We start from the raw sequence: 14,704 nt of genomic DNA, 5'->3' as shown, positions 1-14,704 counted from the left end.
CCTGGCGACAGGTCCTGCCACGGTCCACGATCAAGCACCGCTCGGGCCACTGCTTAGGCCATCAACCTGAGCAGGGCACAAACAGTACTGTCACCTCTCGAACTCGCCGCGCGTTGCCGCGCTCGTGAAGGCCGACCACTCGGTGGCGGTGAACGTCAGCGCCGGGCCGGTGGGATTCTTCGAATCACGCATGCCGACAAGGCTGTTCGGAAGGAAGGCGACTTCGACGCAGTTCCTGGAGCCGTCGCTGCGACTGCTCTTGAACCACAACATATTTGATCGTTCATCCATCAGGACTCGTACTCCTTTGCCACCTGCCGCAACAGATTTCGACTGGCTATAGTGTCCAGAGAGCTTCGCTGAAGGCAACGGTACGCCTGATGGTATTTGCGAACGATATGAGGTTTCGAGAGATACAACTCGCCCAGGTAGGATTCCGAATAGACGACCGGCGGTTCGATCTCCCTCCCGGTCCGGTCGGCACCGAACTCGAGGACAACAAAAGGCCCGATCTGCTCTCCCAACGGGAACCCAACACTGAACGGCAGTATCCGCACACTGACGTTGGGCCGAGTTCCCATGTCCGACAAATGCTTCAGCTGGGTGGCCATGATCCGGGGACCGCCGACCACACCCCTGAGTACCGACTCGCGCACGATGACGTCAAGCGATGCTGGCTGGTATTTCCGAGTGATACGAGCCTGCCGCCTCATACGAAAATGAACACGACGTGCATGCTCCTCGGCACCATCCTCGGGATAAGCGGCACGGATCACCCCACTGGCATATGCGGAAGTCTGTAGCAAGCCCGGCACGAATTCGGGCTCATAGGTCGTCAGCTTGCACGCCGCGGCTTCCAGACCCGCGTAGATATGGAAGCCGTTCGGAATCACGTCTCCGTACTCACGCCACCAACTCTGCTCGTTTGCCTGTGCCGCAAGGCCGTTCATCGCCGCTGCGTGGTTCGCATCGAACTCGTAGATCTTGCTCAGCGCCTCGAGGTCGGCACCGCGCAGACGCGACACCACACCCTTCTCGATACGTTGCAGCGTGCTGGCACTGCGCTCGATCAAATCGGCCGCCTGCTGAAGCGTGAGCCCGCGCTCCTCGCGCCCATTGCGCAGATACTTCCCCAGCTGTCGCCGCGCCAGGGTCGATCCGTCCTCCGACATGCCCGCCTCCCATCAGGTTTCATCGCTCGCACCAGCAGACCACGTCGCAATCTCCCGGGGCGGCAACACTGCGAATTCTCATGCAATCAGCACATAACCCCAGGAAGAATTGCATTCCACAGCTATTCCGCACCACAGTTGGGCACCGGCACCCGCCCGTTCGACGCGCCGGTCCGATCCGCTACGAACCCGGCCCCTGTACACAGACCGGGTGGGACTCGATGCATTGAGCCGTGACAAGCGCCAAACCCCAGGACCGATCCCGGTCGAACCGACCCCAGCGTCCCAACGGAACCGATTCCCGCCCTCATGCGTCCAGTAAAGTGAGCGGGCACATGCCAAGGGAGGGCCAGACGATGGAAGTGGGGCAGTCGGCGGCGAACGCGCTTTACCAGCAGGCCGTCGGGGGAACATTCCGGATGGATGCCGACGCCGCCCGACGGTGTGCGGAGGTCTACACCCGACTTATCGAGACAACCCTGGATCCGCAGATCGTCGTGTCGCGGAGCTTGCACCGGCACGACGGCTTCGGAGGATTCGACTCGGCTCAACAGCTGGAGGCTGGATTTTCAGGCAAGGCGGTAAAGACGACGGAAGCGCTCAACGGAATGAAAGAAGCAGCCCTGAAGATGTCGGCGGCCTACCTGCGAGCCGGTCAACTGGTGGAGGAAGCCGACGCTATGAACGCACGCGCGATGAACGCCGCTGCCTCGGGGGTGCAGTCGTCATGACCGGAATCCGCAATTCTGTGCTGGCACTGCTAATTATGACAGTCACCCCGCTAGCGGTGAGCTGCTCACCTGACAACGACGTGGTACCCCCTGCCAACCCAGGTCAGGCAAACACGTCATCCGCTGCCACACAGTCACCTCGACCGACGCTCACGGATTCGAAGCTCCAACCGCCACCGCAGGACAACAAATACACCTCCAGCACGGCGCGCCCCAAGATCGTCTTCGATCCATGCACGTGGATCAGCGACGAGACCATCCAGCGGGCCGGATTCGATCCCACCTCCCGGAAGCGCGGTAGAGATCTGATCGCCGAGTACAGCTTTTTGACCTGCAATTTTTCGGCACCACTTCGAGACCTAGCCGTGGACTCCGGAAACGCAACCTGGGCCGAAAACCTCGCAAAGGTAGGCACCTACAGCGAGCCGACCACCGTCAACGGCCGCGAGGCCCTGCTCGTCCGTGACCCAGAAGTTCGGCGTGGCTGCCAGATCGACGTGCGAACCAAGGTGGGCTTCGTACAGATCGCAGTCGATCTCACCGACCGGGCAGCCCGTGGCACCGACCCTTGCGCCGGCATACAGGACGTCGCCACCGCCATCGAGCCGGAAATCGGCAAGGACAACTAACCATGACCGGACCTGTCTACATCAACATCAACGACAATCCGGCGGCACTGAGCACCTTCGGCGCAGGCGCCAAACCCGATGTCGCCCAGCCGAGTTCGCGGTCGCGCGCCCAACAGCAGGGTGCGGAGGGGGCTCAGCAGTCGGTGTCCGACAACGGTGCCGATCCGGCGTATATCGCCCGGATGGAACAGTTCGAGGGACACACGCACGAGGAGATCTACCGCAACGTCACGCAGATGAGTCCGGGTGTCATGCATCAGCAGGCCGATACATGGATCAGCATCGCCGACACGCTGAGCGGCGGCCTGCTCGGCATGCATATCGCGATCCAGAAGGCCCTGGCCGACGGTGTGGAGGGACAGATGGCCGACGCGGCTGTCGCCGCCGCGCAGAAGTTCTATCAGCAGGCCAGCGACGTCCAGCAGGTGATCAGCACCTGCGGGCACCGGGTAAAGGGAGTCGCGCACGCCGCCGAGGTCGTCAAGATGTCGGTGCCGCCGCCGAGCGCGGCGCAAGGGCAGGCGGGCTCACCGACCACGCTGGACCCGGCGCAGGTGATCATCTCCGCGGTGGGTGCGGGACTGGTAGGTGACGGAGACAGCTCTGAGGTTGCCTATCAACGTGGTGTGGAGGCGCTTTACCGCACGGCGATCGACACCATGAACAACAGCTACAAACCGTCCTATGGGCCTGCCGGGACCGGAGTCCCGACCTTCGTGCCCGTCGCGCTGCCGGGTGACGGTGGAGGCGGCGGCGATCCCGGCAATGGCAATGGCAGCGGCGGCGGTAATGGCAGCGGTGGCGGTAATGGCAGCGGTGGCGGCAACCCGGGCGATCAACCGAAGTCGGAGCCCCCGACCTCGGTGGAACCCGCCGGGTCCGGCCAGAATTCGGGCGCTGAGCAGCAATCGGCGCAGACCCCCACCACCCCCAGTGCCAGTACCGTGCCCGCCGCGGCGAGCGTTCCCGACGCGGGAGCGCTCGGTTCGGGGCAGCCGAGTGGCCCCGGCACGTCCCCACCCGGTGGCCCCGGCACATCCCCACCCGGAGGTGGCGGCCCATCCAAACCCGGCCCACTCGCGCCCGGTGGGATCGGCACTCCGAGCCCAGGACGCAGCATCAGCGGCCTACCGACCGCTGGAAGTTCCTCCGCGACAACGGCTTCCGCGGCCAATCGCGCGGGGTCGGCCGGGCGGCCCGGCATGTCCGGCATGCCGGCGGGTGGTGCGGGGAAAAAGCAAGACGACTCCGAGTCGGCTCGTAAAACCCCCGATTACCTAGTCGGAAATCATGAAGAAGAACTATTCGGCGCACCCCAGCGGCTGGTGCCGCCGACGATCGGCGATGACGCGCCCGCAGCCCGGCAGAGTCCGACGCAGCGCTCGAGCATCGAAGACCGCTACCAATGATGTGGGAGTTCACGCCTGACGAGTTCATGCATATCTGGCGGGAGACGGGAACGGACCGGTATCCGTTCCCGCTGCGCCTGATCGCGTCGACGCGGTGGGAAGACGAACACGAACAGCTCACCCGCCAACTCGACCAACGTCTCCCGCCGCACGGCGACCCGGACCTATCGGCCGTGTTGCGGGTGGCGGCTGATCCCGAAACATCGTTGGCGCTCACCGGAACCCGGGCCCGGCCGATACGGGTATACGGCGCGATCGATACCGACATCGGTGTGACGTTGGTTCAACGTCCCGGTCCCACACCCGATTTCGGTGGCAATGTCGTCATCGAAGTCGGTACGGTGGCGATAGTGCCCAAGGTGTTGACCATGGTCCTCGGCAACGTGTCGCCCGGGCGGCACCCGGCCATCGCCGAGGACATCGAACATCTGCGCGACAGCCTCGAATCCTGGAACGGCACAAAGGAAACCGCGTCCGATCGCATCCATCGCCTGCTGCGTGCCCGCCGATCCGGTTCCGGAACCCTGGAATCCCGCCGCGACCTGCGTGGTGGGCGACCGTCCTCACCGGAATACCTGAACTGGTTCGACATCGACGGCGACGGCCGCTACCTCTACCGCCGCCAGTTCAACGACTTTCAGATCATGCCCTGCGATCGAGCCACGATGGCCGGCGAAATCACCCGACTGACGTAGGCCGGTCGGTAACGATCACCGGGTTCGGCTCTTCGCCCTGCGCAGTTCCGACAGGGCGAGGGCGGCAAGGGCACCGGCACCGAAAGAAGCAGCGACAGTGCTCATCGACGAGCCCGGCCCTACCATCCGCGGTGCGATCACCGCGGGTGCGGGCGCGGCGATCTCGGCTTCGCGCAGGTTGTCCGACGCGGTCGCCGCCCATGCCGTGGCGAACAGGATGATCCGATAGGTGATGTAGCTGAAAACCATCAGACCGATGACCGAACCGAAGGCGGCACCCGCGGGGCTGTTCAGCACGATGTGCAGGTAGATGGACGCGACGTACTTGAAGACCTCGAAGACCACGGCGGCAATGGCCGCCGCTCGGGCCGCACTGCGCAGCGTGACCGGTTCCCGTGGCAGCCGCGCGATGATCCAGGCGAAGACTGCCCAGGACGCCAGGAATCCGAGCAGGATCGACGCCAGTATCAACAGCAGGCGCGCGCCGGGCAGTTGGGACAGGCCGAGGCTGATCAGCAGCCGCGCACCGAGGGTGCTGGAGCTGAGCGCGGACAGGCCGAGCGACACCACGAACGCGAGACCGAGCCCGATCAGCGCGCCTAGGTCCGACAGCTTGGTCAGGAACCAATTGCCTTCGGGACTCTTCTGATCCCACTGCTCGGTGAGCGCCGCGCGCAGGTTGGCCATCCAGCCGAGACCGGTATAGACACCGGCGAGTAGACCGACGGTGCCGACGGTACCCCTGGAGCGGACGGCCTTATCGATCAGATCGTTGAGCTGAGTGCCGAGCGAGCCCGGCATGTTCTCCACGATCTTGTCCTGGAGTTCGGTAAGCAGCTCGGGCTGGCTGGACAGCACAAACCCGGCAACCGCGAAGGCGACCATCAGCAGCGGAAACAGTGACAGCACAGTGAAATACGTGATTCCAGCCGCGTAGTAGTCACCCCGCTGCTGCTGGTACCGCCCACCCGCTCGGACCAGATGGTCCAGCCAGGGGCGCCGCTGGATCCGCCGCTCGAGCCACGCCTTGATGTTGTCGATCACCTGCACCAGTCGCCCCTTACAGAGACCCCCGCCGGGTTGTTTTCGACCGACCTGCGAGCAGTCCGCCAGTGGTGGAGCCGCCCGCTGACTAGCGGGGCAGCAGGCCCACCCGGTCGTATACCTGTGCGAGGGTGTTGCCAGCGATCTCACGCGCCCGCTCGGCACCGACGGAGAGGATGCGGTCGAGTTCGCCCTGATCTGCCAAGTACTCTCCCACCTTCGCCCGTAGCGGCGTAACAAATTCGACCAGCGCGTCGGCGACGTCGGACTTCAGATCGCCGTAGCCCTTGCCCGCGTAGTCCTGTTCCAGCGTGACGATCGGCGTGCCACTCAGCGAGTTCAGAATCACCAGCAGATTGCTGACACCCGGCTTCTGCTCCGGGTCGTAGCGGATCTCACGCTCGGTGTCGGTGACCGCGGACCGGATCTTCTTGGCGGTGACCTTCGGGTCGTCGAGCAGATTGATCAACCCGGCGTCGGTGGAGGCCGACTTGCTCATCTTCGCGGTGGGATCCTGGAGGTCGTAGATCTTGGCGGTGCCCCTGGTGATGTGTGCCTCCGGCACCACGAAGGTCTTCTTGAACCGAGTATTGAAGCGCTGGGCCAGGTTTCGGGTCAGCTCCAGATGCTGGCGCTGGTCCTCGCCGACCGGCACCTGATGCGCGCGGTAGAGCAGGATATCCGAGGCCATCAACACCGGGTAGGTGAACAGCCCCACGGTCGCGTTCTCCGCACCCTGTTTGACCGACTTGTCCTTGAACTGGGTCATCCGGCTCGCCTCACCGAAGCCGGTGATGCAGCTGAGCACCCAGGCCAGCTCCGCGTGCTCCGGCACCTGACTCTGCACGAACACGGTGGAACGCTTGGGATCGATGCCGAGCGCGAGTAGCTGTGCTACCGCGCCACGCGTCCGTGCGCGCAGTTCCTTGGGATCCTGCGGCACGGTGATGGCGTGCAGGTCCGGGATGAAGTACAGCGCGTCGTAGTCGTCCTGCATGGTCACCCAGTACTGCAGCGCCCCAAGGTAGTTGCCGAGATGGAAGGACGAACTGGTGGGCTGGATCCCGGACAGCACCCGCTGTTTGCGTTCAGCGGCCGGGGTCGTCTGAGCAGGACTGGACATACTGCGATCTTCGCACGGCGCTCAAGCGGAATTTCGCGCCGCCCAGTTGCGCGGGTCGATGCCGGGCATACTCGGGCGTCCGGTGCGCGCCAGTTCGTGTTCGCGCCGGGCCACCAGCCGGTAGACCGGCGCGCTCGGACCGACCAGCGTGCCGCGCAGCACCGGCGGCACCAAGGGCGGGGCGAGGTGCGCGGTGCGGACCGCCGTGGCGAGCGCGCCGTAGGCGAGTTGCTCGGCGATCCCCCACCGCATGCCGTACATATCGCGGATTCGCGCGGGCAGGCTGCCCTGCACCAGCAGGAAGAACGCGGAGGTGACCTGCTGTAACGGCATTCGCTGCGGATAGGGCACTCGCTGCCCGGCCAGGTAGGAGCCGACCAGTCCGGCCTCGTCGGTGAGGAACAGCTCGTCGGAGCCGAGGTAGGCGTCGAAATACTTGCGGAACATCGGGTAGTTGCCCGGCGCTGCCTCGCGCGGCATGCCGAACAGTTCCGCCCAGCGCACGTAGTCCTGATACAGCGCTTCGCGTTCGCCGTCGGTCAGCGGCCGGACCAGTAGGTCGTACATGACCTCGGCGGAATCGAAGGCGAACGCCATGGTCATGAACATCAGGTGCGGATCGGCCGCGGAGTAGCCGGTGCCCGCCGGATGGTGCGAACCCGCGTCCTCGGGCAGCGCCCCGCGCACCTGGGCGTGCTTCTTGTGGGTGAACGCCAGCGCCCGATCGGCCTCGTCCTTGCTACCGAGGAACACCGCCTCGAACAGCTTGCCGGTGAGGGCCAGCCGGGTGTAGGGCGTCATCCGATGCTCGGTGTTCTCGGCGGTCCCGACATAGAGCAGCGGGTGCACGGCCCCGATCACCAGGGCGCGCTGCCCATAGGTGAGCCCGACCGCCCGCTTGCTCATGACCCGACGTGCCATGGAATTGTCGGCGAAATAACCAGGTGCGGACATTGCTGCCTCCTCGTCGAGCGCATCTGGCAACAGCATCCATCAGATTCTCAATTCTGGCAATGGGTCATGCCAGAATTGTGACCACGCAGATCCCTACCGGCACGGTGCAGCGCGGCCGATCCGGCACTGTCAGAATCGAGCTGTGGCACAGCGGACCTACGGCGGAATCTCCGCCGACGAGCGACGCGCGCAACGGCGCGCGACACTGTTGGACGCCGCGCTGGAGATCATCGGCACCGATGGCCTCGGCAAGCTGACAGTCTCCGGACTGTGCGCGCAGGCCGGGCTCAACGAGCGGTATTACTACGAGAGCTTCGACAGCCGTGACGCGGTGCTGAGCGCGCTCCTCGACGGGATCGCCGAGGAATTGGCCGGCGCGATCGTCGCCGCCTTGCACGCCGCGCCCGACGACACCCGCGCCAAGGCGCACGCCGCGATCACCGCGGGCATCCACCTGCTCACCGATGACCCCCGCAAGGCCAAGGTCACGCTGGTCGCGGGCATGGCGACGCCGGAGTTGCGCGCACGCACGAATCAGACGGTGCGCGTTTTCGCCCGGCTCGTAGCCGCGGAGGGCATCGATTTCTATGGCGTCGCCGATCCGCCGGACCCCACGATCGACTTCCGCGCCACCTATCTCGTCGGTGGGCTCGTCCAGACCCTGACCGCCTGGCTACAGCATGATCTGCCGCTGACCCGCGACGAACTCATCGAGCACACAACCGACGTCTTCGTATTACTCGGCGAGGATCTCGCGCGCCGACTGGCCTGACCGGGGCACACGTCCCACACCGAAGTCGCCGGGGAACGGGCCGACGCGTCGATCTGTCAGAGCGTCGATCTGTCAGAGCGTCGCGATGTCGGAGCTCAGCGCAACGGCCCGCGCAAGCACCGGTTCGCCTTGGAGAACGACGCGGAAGACGATGTCTCTCCTCGACCAGTAAGCCGCGCAGTCGTCGAGGGCCTCGGCGAACCAGTCACGCTCGTCCGGCTGCTCGATGAGTAGTGAGGACGAATTCCGGACCACAGCAACGTATCCGGCCGCCTCACCGACGAAATCATCCAGGTCGCGCAGGCATTCGTCGAAAGCGTCCTTGTTCTCGCCGAAGTAGTAGGGGAATTGGAATGCGGCGGCGAACTCGTCGAAAACGCCCATGGTGGTGTGCATCTTCGGTCCGCGCACTTCGCGCACCACGTAGCCGGAGGGGGCGCGATAGCGCAGTGCACTCAACTCCGCAGCGTCGATGGCGAGCGAGCCGAGTGCGGACGCGACGGCGACCGGACCGGCGGCGGGACCGGATTCGGCGGTGTCGGGACGGGCGAGGAACTGCGACAACGGGATCGGCTCGGTCATCAGCGCATCCTCGTGAAAGTCTCGTAATGGTCACCGGTGTACCAAGCAGAGCCGTCGCTACCGGTGACGATCCGTTCGGCATCCCGGGATCGGTTGCGTTGCTTGGGGTTCACATCCCATTCCTGATAGCTGATCGACTTGCCTGCGGAATCCCTCGCGGCCAGGGTGCCCGCACGATTCATCCACCGATCACCGCCCTTGGTGCCCGGCGCGTTCGCGGAGTCCGGCCAGCGTCCGGCGTCGATCTCGGCCAGCGTCACGTAGGCCCGGTCCGGCACACCGGGGGCGCGAGACGCGGCCGGTGCGGTGGTACCGCCGAGCAGCGGTGTCGCGGTACCGACCGCGGTAGGTGGTTTGGCCTGCGTCGCGGTCGCGCTCCGGGCAGTCGACGTCGCCGAGCCGAGAACCGCGCCGCCGTCACCACCACGATTGAGCGCGATGAGCCCGACGACGGCGACCAGTACGGCGAGGACGCTGAGCACCGTGTACGTGCCACGCTTTCCAGCGATCATCGCAACCACCTACCGACCGAACCGACGAGAAGAGTGTGAGGGCACATATTTCGGTCGCTCATCGGTACTGCACCGTGACCGGGGCGTGGTCCGACCAGCGCTGATCGTAGGCGGCGGCGCGCTCGACGACGGCCTGCTTGGCTCGGGCCGCCAGGTCGCCGCGGGCGAGTTGATAGTCGATACGCCAGCCCGAATCGTTGTCGAAAGCACGGCCGCGGTAGGACCACCAGCTGTAAGGGCCCTCGACGCCGGGATGCAGCGTGCGCACCACATCCGTATAGCCCGCGGCGAGCAACTCCTGGATCCAGGCACGCTCTTCGGGCAGGAATCCGGCCGACTTCAGATTCCCCTTCCAGTTCTTGATATCGAGCTCCGACGGCGCGATGTTCCAGTCGCCACTCACCACGAATTCGCCGGTGCGGCGGGTGAGATAGGCGCCGAGCTCGGCCATGAAGCGGTACTTCTCGTCCTGACGTGGCGTGCCGGCATCACCGGAATGCACGTACACGCTGGCCGCGGTGACATCATCGAAATCGGCCTCTATATAGCGCCCCGAGGCTCCGAACTCGTTGCTGCCGAATCCGATTCGCGTAGCCTTCGGCTCGCGCCTGGACAGGATGCCGACCCCTGCCCTGCCTTTGGACTCCGGTTCGGCGTGCGTGAGCCACCAGCCCTCGGCCAGTGCGGGCGCGAGCGCCGCTCTGGTCTGCTCGTCGGTGGCGCGGGTCTCCTGCAAGCAGACGATGTCGGCCTCGGTGGACGCGAGCCAGGCAAGCAGGCCTTTGCCCGCGGCGGCGCGGACGCCGTTGAGGTTGATCGTTGAGATGATGGTCGGCACCTCACGACCGTACAATGCTGGTCAGATGAATTTCCCCGGACACCGCCGTCCAGGAAGGGGTGTCGACGATGACGTCTCACACCACCACGTCCACTGTCGCCAAGTCCGCGACCGATCCCCACCCGATCAAGGCCCTGCACCTGGGTTCCGGCGATCCGGTTTTGCTATTGCACGGGTTCTTGCTGTCACCGCATTGCTGGGAACAGGTGGCGATCCGGTTGTCGTCGAACTGTGAGGTGTTCGCACCAGCGTTCGCCGGGCACTGGGGTGGCGGTGACGTGGACGGCTGGTCGGTCGACGTCTACACCCTGGCCGATCGGATCGAGGACCAGCTCGACGAACTCGGCTGGCGCACCTGTCATATCGCGGGCAACTCCCTCGGTGCCTGGGTCGGCTTCGAATTGGCGCGGCGCGGGCGCGCGCGCACGCTCACCGCGATCGCGCCGGCAGGCGGCTGGAACTCACCGTCGCTCACCCAATTCCGGGCCGGCCTGAAGTTCCTGTCGCTGGTACCGATCGTCGAAATCGGCAAGCGCCTCGGCAGATTCGCGGTGCGCAACGTACTGGCGCAACGATTCACGCTGCTGGCGTTGAGCAAGAATGCCGCGGCTGTACCCCGCCGCGATATCGCCGCGACGATCGCCGCGATACTGCATTGCGATGCCATGCTGCCCTTCATCTTCGGCAACCTGCGCGCCCCCGCCCTGGAAGACCTCTCGACACTCACCACCCCGGTGCGGCTGCTGATGGCCGAGTACGACCGAGTGATTCCCAACCGCACCTACGCCCGCCGCTTTCTGAAGGAACTCCCCGACTCCTCCGACCGCATCCTGGTCAACGGCGTCGGCCACGTCCCGATGCTGGAAGCCCCCGACCGGATAGCCACCCTCATCGCCGAACACATCTACGCGAGCCGCACACACCTGCGCGCGGTCTGACTCGACAGATATCCGCAGGTCAGCGCGTCATCGTCGGGTCGAAAAGAAGCTCCCGATCCGCCCGGGCACGCACGCCGATGTGACGCACCCGGGCCGACCTGTCTACCGGGCCAGCAGCCCCTTCGCGATGTGGGTCACCTGGATCTCATTGCTGCCGGCGTAAATCATCAGCGACTTCGCGTCGCGGGCAAGTTGTTCCACGCGGTATTCGGTCATGTAGCCGTTGCCGCCGAACAGCTGCACCGCCTCCATGGCCACCTCGGTGGCGGCCTCGGAGGCGTACAGCTTGATGGCCGAGGCCTCGGCGAGCGTGGGCGGTTTACCGGCCCGACTCCGCTCGAGGGTGTTGAACACCATGTTCTGCACGTTCATTCTGGCGATCTCCATCTTGGCCAGCTTGAGCTGAACCAACTGGAAGCGGCCGATCTCCTGGCCCCAGAGCTTGCGATTGTTGGCGTAGTCCAGGCAGAGCCGGTGGCATTCGTTGATGATGCCGAGCGCCATGAAGCCGACGCCGATGCGTTCGGCGGTGAAGCTGGAGCGCGCGCTGTCGCGGCCGTCGCCGCCCTTGTGCTCCTCGGTCTCCCCCAGCAGCCGGTCCTTGGACAGCCGGACGTTGTCGAAGAACAGTTCCCCGGTCGGCGAGGCATGCAGCCCCATCTTCTTGAACGGCTTGCCCTGCGTGAGGCCCTCCATACCCTTGTCCAGCACGAAGGTGAGCACCTTGCGGTCACGCTTGTCGCCGCCGTCGCCCTCGTCGAGTTTTGCGTAGACGATCATCACGTCGGCGAAGGGGCCGTTGGTGATGAAAGTCTTCTGCCCGTTGAGGATGTAGTCCTCGCCGTCGCGCCGCACATAGGTCTTCATGCCACCGAAAGCGTCGGAACCCGAGTCGGGTTCGGTAATCGCCCAGGAAGCGATCTTTTTCATGGTCACGAGGTCGGGCAGCCAACGCTCCTTCTGGGCCAGCGTGCCACGCGACATGATGGTCGTCGCGCCGAGGCCGATGCTGACGCCCATCGCGGTGACCATGCCCATGCAGACGCCGGAGAGTTCACCGATGAGCACTGCCATCAGCGACTCCTGGCCGCTGAACGGGCTACCGCCAGACGGCTTTTCCTTCCTCTCCGGCAGCGGCTCCCCTGCCGCGATCGCCGCTTCCTTCTTCCGCTGCTTGGCGAGCAGCTTCTCGACCGCATCGCCGCCCATGGCATCGATCCCGAAGTCGCTGAACAACTTCCGAATGATCGGGTATGGCGACATCTCACCGCTGTCGAGCGCGTCGAGGTTCGGGCGGACCTCCTTGTCGATGAAGGTGCGCACCGCCTCGCGGATCATTTCATCGGTCTCGGACCATTCGAACATCGTCGTTCTCCTCACTGTTGCGCCGGACGGCATCCGTCCTCAGGCCGCGAGATCAAGGCAGCCGGGCGGCAATATCGTCGATGAGCCAGGGCCCTTCGGTCTCGATCGTCTTCACGTCGTGCCAGCCTGCCAGCTCGGAGATGGCCCCGCCCTGTACTGCGAAAACCTTCCCGGTGACCAGGCACTTGTCCGAGGCGAGGTAGGCGACCAGCGGCGAGATATTGGCCGGACTGAAGGCATCGAATTCGCCCTCCTCGACCTCGGCGCCGAGAATCGCACCCATGCCGGGGGTGGCCAGCGTGAGCCGGGTGCGGGCAATCGGGGCGATCGCATTGACCCGCACGCCGTAACGTTCCAGCTCGTCGGCGGCGACGAGGGTCAGTGCCGCGATCCCCGCCTTGGCGGCCCCGTAGTTGGCCTGACCGGCGTTGGGCACGGTCACGCCCGAGGCCGACGCGGTGTTGACGACCGCGGCGTTGGGCTGGTTGCCCGCCTTCGACTGTGCCTTCCAGTACGCGGCGGCGTGGTGCAGCACCGCGGCATGGCCTTTGAGGTGCACGGCGACGACGGCGTCCCACTGCGATTCCTCCAGCCCTGCGAGGAAGCTGTCGCGCAGAATGCCTGCGTTGTTGATGACGACATCGAGCCCGCCCAGCTCCGAAACGGCCTGCTCGATGAGGTTGCGCGCGCCGTCCCACGTCGCGATGTCGTCGGTGTTGGCGACCGCCGTGCCGCCGGCGGCCACGATGTCGTTCGCGACTTCCTGCGCCGGACCGGCATCGGCGCCTTCACCGGCGTTGCTGCCACCGCGGTCGTTGACAACGACCGCCGCGCCCTCACGAGCGAACAGCAGGGCGTGCTCACGCCCGATGCCGCGACCCGCACCGGTGATGACGGCGACCCGTCCTTCCAATGCACCCATCGAGTGCCTCCTGTCCTCGTCCCCGCCGTTCGTTTCTGCTGGCCCCCAGCGCTCCCGGCCGAAGCCGCGATCGCCTGATATGTCGCCCGTCCCCTGTCGGCCGGCGCACGGTCCGAAACGACAGGGCAGCCGTCGGCGGTCAGTCCTCGATCTCCGCCAAGCCGTCGCTGAGCACGACATCATCGCCGCGCATGGTCTCGAAGGCATAGGTGCTGACGCCGTTCTCGGAGCCGACCTGCCAGATCCGGGTCTCCAGATCGTCGCCGGGGAAGACCATCTTGGCGAAGCGCACGGCACATCGCCTCAACCGGTACACATCCGAGCCCGCTACCTCGGTGAGCACCGCCCATGAGGCGAAAGCCATGGTGCACAGGCCGTGCGCGATGATGCCGGGCAGCCCGGCATCTTTGGCAACCTGCTCGTCGAGATGCAGCGGCACCGGGTCACCGGAAGCCGGTGCGTAGCGGTAGGTCTGGTCGAGATCCACGTGCTGCGCCACCACCGCCACCGGATCCCGCACCCGCAAGCTCTCGTCGAACTTGTGTGCGGGCGCGGGGGTGCCGACGGTCTTGCCCGCATCGATGTTGCGGAAGAACGCGGTCAGATACTGCTCATTGACCAACTCGCCTTCCTCCGTGCGACATTCGACGAGGATGGTGATGGCGGTGCCGTTCGAGCGGCTGGTGTACCCGGTCGCCTTGGCCCGCGAGACCAGCCTGTCTCCCGGCAGGATCGCACGATGGAAGTGGAAATCCTGCTCCCCGTGCACGACTCGGCCGAAGATGTCTATCGGCGCGACGTCGATCACCGGCATCATCATGGCTTCGAAGACCGGCACTATGGCGAAGACCGGCGCGGCCGCCTGGCCCGTGCGGTGGGCCTCGATCGGATCATTGGTCGCGGCCGCGTATTCCGCGATCCGCTCGGGTGTGACCTCGAATCGCTCTTCGTCACACCAGGTTTCGAGCCCGCTGTCGTCGAACTCGACCAACCGGGCCGCGGCGGCCTCCGCTGTCAT

At 65.4% G+C, this 14,704-nt stretch carries 17 protein-coding genes; 6 read left to right on the top strand and 11 right to left on the bottom strand.

Going from position 1 to position 14,704, the window contains the following annotated elements; all coding sequences use genetic code 11:
• Window positions 1–90 precede the first annotated feature (90 nt).
• On the bottom strand, window positions 91–291 hold the full coding sequence (locus AB0M74_RS13690) for a DUF397 domain-containing protein (RefSeq protein ID WP_364906103.1): 201 nt from the start codon (window positions 289–291) through the stop codon (window positions 91–93).
• Window positions 291–1,172, bottom strand: coding sequence for a helix-turn-helix transcriptional regulator (locus AB0M74_RS13685; protein ID WP_364906101.1), 882 nt, complete (start codon window positions 1,170–1,172; stop codon window positions 291–293). Before AB0M74_RS13685 ends, AB0M74_RS13690 begins: the two co-directional genes overlap by 1 nt.
• A gap of 356 nt (window positions 1,173–1,528) precedes the next feature.
• On the opposite strand from AB0M74_RS13685, the gene AB0M74_RS13680 reads away from it, so the two are divergent.
• From AB0M74_RS13680 to AB0M74_RS13665, 4 genes are read left to right on the top strand one after another with little or no spacing between them, the layout of a single operon-like run.
• The gene (locus AB0M74_RS13680) at window positions 1,529–1,903 is read left to right on the top strand and encodes a hypothetical protein (protein WP_364906098.1); all 375 of its coding nucleotides are present in this window, start codon (window positions 1,529–1,531) and stop codon (window positions 1,901–1,903) included.
• Window positions 1,900–2,532 (top strand): DUF3558 domain-containing protein, encoded by a 633-nt coding sequence (locus AB0M74_RS13675; RefSeq protein WP_364906095.1) that lies wholly within the window; start codon window positions 1,900–1,902, stop codon window positions 2,530–2,532. Before AB0M74_RS13680 ends, AB0M74_RS13675 begins: the two co-directional genes overlap by 4 nt.
• 2 nt (window positions 2,533–2,534) lie before the next feature.
• Entirely contained in the window at window positions 2,535–3,941 is a 1,407-nt protein-coding gene (locus AB0M74_RS13670; RefSeq protein WP_364906092.1) for a hypothetical protein, read from the top strand.
• Window positions 3,938–4,636: an ESX secretion-associated protein EspG gene (locus AB0M74_RS13665; RefSeq protein ID WP_364906089.1), complete on the top strand. Its 699-nt coding sequence runs from the start codon at window positions 3,938–3,940 to the stop codon at window positions 4,634–4,636. Before AB0M74_RS13670 ends, AB0M74_RS13665 begins: the two co-directional genes overlap by 4 nt.
• A 15-nt stretch (window positions 4,637–4,651) precedes the next feature.
• On the opposite strand, the gene yhjD is transcribed toward AB0M74_RS13665, so the two are convergent.
• The 3 genes from yhjD to AB0M74_RS13650 all read right to left on the bottom strand — a co-directional run bounded on the left by yhjD (window position 4,652) and on the right by AB0M74_RS13650 (window position 7,793).
• Window positions 4,652–5,686: an inner membrane protein YhjD gene (gene yhjD, locus AB0M74_RS13660; RefSeq protein ID WP_364906087.1), complete on the bottom strand. Its 1,035-nt coding sequence runs from the start codon at window positions 5,684–5,686 to the stop codon at window positions 4,652–4,654.
• 82 nt (window positions 5,687–5,768) lie between these two features.
• Window positions 5,769–6,803, bottom strand: a complete 1,035-nt coding sequence (trpS, locus tag AB0M74_RS13655; protein ID WP_364906084.1) for a tryptophan--tRNA ligase — start codon at window positions 6,801–6,803, stop codon at window positions 5,769–5,771.
• A 21-nt stretch (window positions 6,804–6,824) separates the two neighbouring features.
• The gene (locus AB0M74_RS13650; protein ID WP_364906082.1) at window positions 6,825–7,793 is read right to left on the bottom strand and encodes an oxygenase MpaB family protein; all 969 of its coding nucleotides are present in this window, start codon (window positions 7,791–7,793) and stop codon (window positions 6,825–6,827) included.
• A 106-nt stretch (window positions 7,794–7,899) separates the two neighbouring features.
• Between AB0M74_RS13650 and AB0M74_RS13645 the strand changes: the two genes are divergently transcribed.
• Window positions 7,900–8,529: a TetR/AcrR family transcriptional regulator gene (locus AB0M74_RS13645; protein ID WP_364906079.1), complete on the top strand. Its 630-nt coding sequence runs from the start codon at window positions 7,900–7,902 to the stop codon at window positions 8,527–8,529.
• A 72-nt stretch (window positions 8,530–8,601) separates the two neighbouring features.
• On the opposite strand, the gene AB0M74_RS13640 is transcribed toward AB0M74_RS13645, so the two are convergent.
• From AB0M74_RS13640 to AB0M74_RS13630, 3 genes are read right to left on the bottom strand one after another with little or no spacing between them, the layout of a single operon-like run.
• A complete protein-coding gene (locus AB0M74_RS13640; RefSeq protein ID WP_364906076.1) occupies window positions 8,602–9,111 on the bottom strand; it encodes a barstar family protein in 510 nt (169 codons plus the stop codon).
• A complete protein-coding gene (locus AB0M74_RS13635; protein ID WP_364906073.1) occupies window positions 9,111–9,623 on the bottom strand; it encodes a ribonuclease domain-containing protein in 513 nt (170 codons plus the stop codon). Before AB0M74_RS13635 ends, AB0M74_RS13640 begins: the two co-directional genes overlap by 1 nt.
• Window positions 9,624–9,681: 58 nt before the next feature.
• On the bottom strand, window positions 9,682–10,461 hold the full coding sequence (locus AB0M74_RS13630) for an exodeoxyribonuclease III (protein WP_364906071.1): 780 nt from the start codon (window positions 10,459–10,461) through the stop codon (window positions 9,682–9,684).
• A gap of 68 nt (window positions 10,462–10,529) precedes the next feature.
• Between AB0M74_RS13630 and AB0M74_RS13625 the strand changes: the two genes are divergently transcribed.
• Complete coding sequence (locus AB0M74_RS13625) at window positions 10,530–11,399, top strand: alpha/beta hydrolase (protein WP_364906068.1); 870 nt, start codon at window positions 10,530–10,532, stop codon at window positions 11,397–11,399.
• A gap of 102 nt (window positions 11,400–11,501) precedes the next feature.
• Here AB0M74_RS13625 and AB0M74_RS13620 read toward each other — a convergent pair whose 3' ends face one another.
• The 3 genes from AB0M74_RS13620 to AB0M74_RS13610 form a co-directional block, all read right to left on the bottom strand.
• Complete coding sequence (locus AB0M74_RS13620; RefSeq protein WP_364906548.1) at window positions 11,502–12,764, bottom strand: acyl-CoA dehydrogenase family protein; 1,263 nt, start codon at window positions 12,762–12,764, stop codon at window positions 11,502–11,504.
• Window positions 12,765–12,816: 52 nt separating this feature from the next.
• Window positions 12,817–13,686, bottom strand: coding sequence for an SDR family oxidoreductase (locus AB0M74_RS13615; protein WP_364906065.1), 870 nt, complete (start codon window positions 13,684–13,686; stop codon window positions 12,817–12,819).
• Between the two features lie 139 nt (window positions 13,687–13,825).
• Window positions 13,826–14,704, bottom strand: coding sequence for a MaoC/PaaZ C-terminal domain-containing protein (locus AB0M74_RS13610; RefSeq protein WP_364906062.1), 879 nt, complete (start codon window positions 14,702–14,704; stop codon window positions 13,826–13,828).

Origin of the sequence: Nocardia sp. NPDC051463 (assembly GCF_040681975.1) — a bacterium.
GTDB lineage: Bacteria > Actinomycetota > Actinomycetes > Mycobacteriales > Mycobacteriaceae > Nocardia.
This window is presented reverse-complemented; position numbering and strand designations above follow the sequence as displayed.

Bases quoted from the DNA above. Each gene is read 5' to 3' on its own strand.
- AB0M74_RS13690 (WP_364906103.1), bottom strand. From the start codon at position 291: ATGGATGAACGATCAAATATGTTGTGGTTCAAGAGCAGTCGCAGCGAC.
- AB0M74_RS13615 (WP_364906065.1), bottom strand. From the start codon at position 13,686: ATGGGTGCATTGGAAGGACGGGTCGCCGTCATCACCGGTGCGGGTCGC.
- AB0M74_RS13640 (WP_364906076.1), bottom strand. From the start codon at position 9,111: ATGACCGAGCCGATCCCGTTGTCGCAGTTCCTCGCCCGTCCCGACACC.
- AB0M74_RS13620 (WP_364906548.1), bottom strand. From the start codon at position 12,764: ATGTTCGAATGGTCCGAGACCGATGAAATGATCCGCGAGGCGGTGCGC.
- AB0M74_RS13680 (WP_364906098.1), top strand. From the start codon at position 1,529: ATGGAAGTGGGGCAGTCGGCGGCGAACGCGCTTTACCAGCAGGCCGTC.
- AB0M74_RS13635 (WP_364906073.1), bottom strand. From the start codon at position 9,623: ATGATCGCTGGAAAGCGTGGCACGTACACGGTGCTCAGCGTCCTCGCC.
- AB0M74_RS13670 (WP_364906092.1), top strand. From the start codon at position 2,535: ATGACCGGACCTGTCTACATCAACATCAACGACAATCCGGCGGCACTG.
- AB0M74_RS13685 (WP_364906101.1), bottom strand. From the start codon at position 1,172: ATGTCGGAGGACGGATCGACCCTGGCGCGGCGACAGCTGGGGAAGTAT.
- trpS (WP_364906084.1), bottom strand. From the start codon at position 6,803: ATGTCCAGTCCTGCTCAGACGACCCCGGCCGCTGAACGCAAACAGCGG.
- AB0M74_RS13625 (WP_364906068.1), top strand. From the start codon at position 10,530: ATGACGTCTCACACCACCACGTCCACTGTCGCCAAGTCCGCGACCGAT.
- AB0M74_RS13665 (WP_364906089.1), top strand. From the start codon at position 3,938: ATGATGTGGGAGTTCACGCCTGACGAGTTCATGCATATCTGGCGGGAG.
- AB0M74_RS13610 (WP_364906062.1), bottom strand. From the start codon at position 14,704: ATGACAGCGGAGGCCGCCGCGGCCCGGTTGGTCGAGTTCGACGACAGC.
- AB0M74_RS13675 (WP_364906095.1), top strand. From the start codon at position 1,900: ATGACCGGAATCCGCAATTCTGTGCTGGCACTGCTAATTATGACAGTC.
- AB0M74_RS13650 (WP_364906082.1), bottom strand. From the start codon at position 7,793: ATGCTGTTGCCAGATGCGCTCGACGAGGAGGCAGCAATGTCCGCACCT.